At 68.1% G+C, this 5,368-nt stretch carries 5 protein-coding genes and 1 pseudogene; 3 read left to right on the plus strand and 3 right to left on the minus strand.

Features of this window, described 5'->3' with window-relative positions:
* Positions 1-522 (minus strand): RNA polymerase sigma factor (locus ACOADB_RS07455; protein ID WP_378597334.1); only part of this gene is annotated, 522 nt, incomplete at its 3' end.
* A 294-nt stretch (positions 523-816) separates the two neighbouring features.
* Here ACOADB_RS07455 and ACOADB_RS07460 point away from each other — a divergent pair.
* Both ACOADB_RS07460 and ACOADB_RS07465 read left to right on the plus strand, forming a co-directional pair.
* Positions 817-2,724 carry a choice-of-anchor E domain-containing protein gene (locus ACOADB_RS07460; protein ID WP_378597335.1) on the plus strand — a complete coding sequence of 636 codons (1,908 nt, stop codon included), beginning with the start codon at positions 817-819 and terminating at the stop codon, positions 2,722-2,724.
* A 30-nt stretch (positions 2,725-2,754) separates the two neighbouring features.
* Positions 2,755-3,546 carry a choice-of-anchor E domain-containing protein gene (locus ACOADB_RS07465; protein ID WP_378597336.1) on the plus strand — a complete coding sequence of 264 codons (792 nt, stop codon included), beginning with the start codon at positions 2,755-2,757 and terminating at the stop codon, positions 3,544-3,546.
* A gap of 119 nt (positions 3,547-3,665) precedes the next feature.
* Here ACOADB_RS07465 and trxA read toward each other — a convergent pair whose 3' ends face one another.
* Both trxA and ACOADB_RS07475 read right to left on the minus strand, forming a co-directional pair.
* A complete protein-coding gene (gene trxA / locus ACOADB_RS07470) occupies positions 3,666-4,010 on the minus strand; it encodes a thioredoxin (RefSeq protein WP_378597337.1) in 345 nt (114 codons plus the stop codon).
* 135 nt (positions 4,011-4,145) lie between these two features.
* Positions 4,146-4,919: a glycoside hydrolase family 25 protein gene (locus ACOADB_RS07475; RefSeq protein WP_378597338.1), complete on the minus strand. Its 774-nt coding sequence runs from the start codon at positions 4,917-4,919 to the stop codon at positions 4,146-4,148.
* Between the two features lie 33 nt (positions 4,920-4,952).
* On the opposite strand from ACOADB_RS07475, the pseudogene ACOADB_RS07480 reads away from it, so the two are divergent.
* Positions 4,953-5,368 (plus strand): annotated as a pseudogene (locus ACOADB_RS07480) (epimerase); the annotation flags it as partial.

Here is a 5,368-nt window from a genome sequence, read left to right on the forward strand (position 1 = left end):
CTCGCGTCCGCGATACGCCAGCGACGACAGCGCTGCCGGGCGCAGGCCGAGCAGCGCGGCCGCCTCGGCAACGGTCCGTTCCTCGACCTCCAGGAGGTGGATCACCTGCTGCCAGGCGGGCGGCAGGCTGGCCAGCGCCGCGGCGGCGAGGTCGGTGTCGAAGTCCTCGGACGTGTCCTCGCTCGGGGCCACGGCTGCCTCGAGCAACCACGGGTGGTCCGATGCGGGTTCCTCGTGTCCGCCGCGTCGCTGCAAGTCGCGGTGCCGGTTGCGCATCGTGGTGAACAGGTAGCCGTGGAAGTTGGTGGTCGGTCCCGCGCCGGAGGTGAACCGCGCGACGACCCGGGCGAAGGCGTCGGCCAGGAGGTCGTCCGCCTCGTCGAAGCCGACCAGCAGGACGGCCAGCCGGTGGGCAGCGGGCCGGTGGATCGCGTACAGCTCACCGATCGCAGAGCCGTCGCCGGTGCGCGCGCGAGTCAGGAGAGCGGTGTCGTCCGCGGACGGTTCCGGTGTCGTGATCACGATGGCCACCTCGACGGGGATTCGGATCATTCGACGGTAATCACGGCCCCGTGGGTTCCGCCGGGGAATGGAGAACTTCGCGGCCGGATCGGCGAAGTCTTTACCAATGTTTTTACAGATCACGCGTCATACGCGTCGCCGGACTTCGTCATGGAGGCGTAGGGACTTTGTCCCGGTCGCCCGCGATGCTCCCGTCTGGGCGGCGAACCTCGAGTACAGGAGAGCCTCCCTATGAGGTCAATCGGTACGGCTCGAAGGCGAATTGGGGTCGCTTTTCTGGTCGGAACCGCTGCGATGGGTATTCCGTTCATCGCTGCCGCTCCGGCGCATGCCGCAGACATCACCATCACTGAAGAGGGCTCGGTAGCGATCGAGTCATTCCCGAACACCCAGCACATCCTCGTCGACAAGTTCAATGACGAGGACGGTCTGCTGACGCTGACCAAGGTCAAGGTCGTCGCGACCGTCGACGGCGAGCTCGAGGGTGCGGTCACGAACCTGAGCGACTCCCAGGACAAGACGCTGAACGGGGACTTCGATGCGTCGATCGTCGTCAACGGCGTCGGCGTCGAGAATCTCGACGCGGCCGGAGCCGACAGCGAGACGTGGAACCTCGCGCCCGGCGAGACCCAGCCGATCACACTGCTGGGCACCGGTGATTCGATCGAGGTCACGATCACCGATCCCGTCGTGCTCGAAGGCTTCGTCGGGGACGACGACCTCGACTACACGGTGGACAGTGAGATCAACGTCCACATCGACGGGCCGGCGCCGTACAAGACGACCGGTGTCGCGGAGGGTGAGGCGACCGTCAAGATCGACTACACCTACGAGGACACCTGTGTCGTCGACCCGGAGAACGAGGTCTGTTCGCCGGCCGAACCGGACTGCAGCACCGAAGGCGTCAGCGTCACGAAGATCGCGCCCGTCAAGAACGAGACCGAGCAGGTCTTCGACCTCGACGGTGGCGGCACGTTCTCGATGACGCTCCTGGCGGAGTCCAACCCGATCGGCGAGATCTTCAACTGGACCTCGACGGTGAACGTGTTCGAGATCCAGGTCAAGGGTGGTCCGGGCTTCGAGCCGTACCTCTACCCGGGCGGTTCCATGGGTGACGAGGGGCTGCACGCTCCGCTCCAGATCAGCCAGGACACGTGGCACTCGGTGAACTACATCCTGGTGTGCTCCGAACCGGTGCCGAACTGCGAGACCGACCCGGAGATGGAGGGCTGCTCGCCTCCGGACTGCGTCGAGGCTGATGCCTTCAAGATCGATCCGGTCAGCGCCGGCGACCACGCGTTGCCGGGCGGCGGAACCTTCACGATCGTCAAGCACGAGAGCGAGGAGCTCGGCGAGACCTTCGACTGGACCTCCGACGTCCCGATCTTCTGGATCAGCGTCAAGGGTGGCCCCCAGGCGATTCCGCAGCAGTTCTACGACTACCAGCCGCAAGGCGCGCTGTCGGGCGAAGGCCTGCACGCTCCGGACAACCCGAACAGCGGCAAGTACTACGGGCTGAGCCACCTCACGGTGTGTGCGGGTGACTCCGAGCCGACCTGCGAGGACGACCCGACCATGGAGGGCTGTGACGAGCCCACGTGCGAGGACGACCCGACCATGGAAGGTTGCGACCCCGCCTCCAACCAGTGTGTGCAGGACGAAGGATTCAAGATCGACCCGGTGACCGAGGGCGACCATGGTGTCTTCACGATCACCGACATCTACAACACCGATGCAGGACAGGTCTTCGACTGGACGTCGACGGTGCCGATCCTTGCGATCACGGTGAAGGGTGGTCCGGTCGACAACGACCCGCAGTTCTACTCCTACGCACCCGACGGTGCCACGAGCGGGACGGGGCTGCACGCGATCCTCAACCCGAACAGCGGCAAGTGGTACGGCCTCAGCCACCTGTGCGTGGAGCCGGACGAAGCCGAGGGCCCCGCTGGCCTCACCGCGAAGACCCCGGGTGAGGACCAGAAGAAGTCCAAGGAACAGCCGGCGGCCAAGGTCGACCCGGTCCCCGCGCCGAAGAAGGACGAGGGCGAAGGGGATGTCGACCCGGAGCCCGAGCCGGAACCCGCACCCGAGCCCGAGCCACAGGTGGAGGAGACGCCGCCACCGCCGCCTGAACCCGCCCCGGCGCCCGAGCCCGAGCCCACCCCCGAGCCGGCTGCAGGCGACGCGCCTGCGGGCGAGTAGAGGGAGGCGATGATCATGCGAGGAGCATTGATGACCAAGCGGGCACTGCGGATCGCGGCGGCCACGGCAGCAGCATCGGTCACGGTCTTGACCATGGGGGTGGCGCCGGCATCAGCAGTCACCGGCGAAACCCAGACCGTGACCTTCGACCTGGGAGACCTCGACGCGTCGGGGACGGGACAGATCGAGCAGTTCGATCCCGCCCTCGGCGAGTTGACCTCCGTGAAGATCGAGGCCGAGGTGACGATGGACTTCGCGGTCTGCGTCACCAACCTCAGCGAGGCAGCGGCGTCGGTCAACAGCGGCAACGTCTCGGGCGCAGCGCCCCTGACGTTCGCCGGTGATGTCATCGCCCAGACCTCGGGTGCCATGGCGGTGCCCGCGGTCGAGCTTCCGCCCAACGAGGGAAGCGACGGGTGCTCGGCATGGCTGGAGGCGGGCGCTGATCCGAACACTCCACCGGCAGGTGCGAACAGCAGCCTGACGGCAGGGTCGGACAGCGACACGTTCTCGACCACCATCACCGACGAGGCCGCGCTGGCGCCGTACACGGGGACGGGCACGGTGGGCTTCGACTACACGGCCTCCTCCGCGTCCGACCTGGCCCAGCCGTCCGAGTGGACGCTGGTGTTCCTGGCCTCGGGAGCAGGTGAGGTCAACGTGACCTACACCTATGACGAAGGGGACGTCGGTGGGATCGTCGACAACGACGGTGACCTCCCCAACACGGGTGGTCCTGACGGATGGCTCGTTCCTGTCGGTGCCGGCTTGGTACTCGCCGGTGCCGCATTGGTCATGGTGAGGCGTCCCCACTCCGCCTGACCATGGTCGGGTGGTCCTCTCCGGACGAAGGTCTGGGAGCAGTGAGGGGCATCTGACGAACCCGGTTACCCGGGTGTTCGCCTCGCCGCAGGAGCTCTTGCGGCGGGGCGAACGACATTTCAGTCGTTCGTCTCCGTGGGGACCTCGACCGCGCGCACCGCGGCGATGACCTGCTCGAGTGCGGGTGCGGGGAGGGCGCCGGCCTGGGAGAAGACCAGCGTCCCCTTCTTGAACGCCATCAGCGTGGGGATCGACGACACCCGGGCCGCCGAGGCGAGCTGCTGCTCCTCCTCGGTGTTGACCGACCCGAAGACCAGGTCACCGTGCTGCTCCGCCGCGGACTCGTAGATGGGCGCGAAGTTGCGACACGGGCCGCACCACGACGCCCAGAAGTCAACGAAGACGATCTCGTTGTCGAGCACGGTCTGCTCGAAGTTGCCGGACGTCAGGTCGATGGTGGACATGTCTCGTCAACGCGTCACGTGGTCAGAGTGTTCCGGATACTGAGGGGACCGCCGGATCCACCGCTCGACCACTGGGGACACCGGATCACGCCCACCGAGCGGCGGCGAGGCGGCGAGTGGTGGATCGGTCGGGACTCAGGCCGACGGCTGCATCAGGTTCAGGTCGGCGGGGCCGGAGATGCCGGGGACGGAGCCGTGGTCGTCGTACTGCCAGATGTCCCAGGGGCGCCGCGGTGCCCGGTCCCCGATCCGGCGGACCCACTGCGGGTGGTCGGCGAGGTCGGCGGCGAAGCCGAAGCGCTTCTCGAAGTCGGGGTACAGGTAGACCACCGTCCTGGTGTCGTACTCCTTGTCGACGGCAGCGAGGAACTCGCGCACCTCGGCGAGCAGGGTGGCGCGCGCGGGCGGGTTCGTGCAGCTCCCGACGAGCTCGAGGTCCACGGCAGGGGCGAGGGCCTCCGCGCCACCGTCACCGAGGACGTCGATGAAGTGGGCTGCCTGGGCGGCACCGTCCGTGCAGAGCTGGAAGTAGTGGTAGCCGGCGACCGCGATGCCGTACTTGCCCGCGCTCCTGCGGTGGGCGGCGAAGCGCGGGTCGACGAAGCCGGTGCCCTCGGTGGCCTTGAGGTACGCGAAGGAGATCCCGTGGTCGGCCACCTTCGCCCAGTCGATCGGGCCCTGGTGGTGGGAGGCGTCGATGCCCTGTCGCGGCGAGAGGTCGCCGCCGACCTCCGCCTCGGACTCGGTCGCGGAGGCGGTGGCCGAGGTGCCGGCTGTGCTGGAGGTCGCGGTGGTCGGTTCGCCCGGGCCGGACGACGAGGCGGGATCGCTGGTGTCGCCACATCCTGTCAGCAGCCCGGCCACGACCAGCCCGGCCACAACCAGCGCCACGGCACTCCGGTGATTCATGGCGCCCAGCCAACCACGTGCTCAGATGGGGGGATGAGACTCCTCGTCCTCGGTGGTACCCGGTTCCTGTCCCACGCGGTCGCGGCGGACGCCGTACGACGGGGACATGAGGTGGTGTGCGCCAACCGCGGCCAGTCGGGCAGCGTGCCGCCGGGCGTCACGCAGGTGCGCTGGGACCGGGCCGAACCGGCGCCCGATGCACTGATGGACGCCGGCTTCGACGCGGTGATCGACATCGCCCGCCAGCCCTCCCACGTGCGCCACGCGCTCGACGCGGTCGCCGATGCGCACTGGGTCTTCGTCTCCTCGATCTCGGTGTACGCCGACGACGCCGACCCGTCCGGTCCCGGGGTCGGCGCGCTGAAGGCCCCGATCGCCGACGACGTCGACCTCGCCACGGATCCCGAGGCGTACGGCGGCCTCAAGGTCACCTGCGAACAGCTGGTCCT

The sequence above is a fragment of the Nocardioides sp. CPCC 206348 genome, from assembly GCF_048654705.1.
In the GTDB taxonomy this organism is placed as follows: domain Bacteria; phylum Actinomycetota; class Actinomycetes; order Propionibacteriales; family Nocardioidaceae; genus Nocardioides.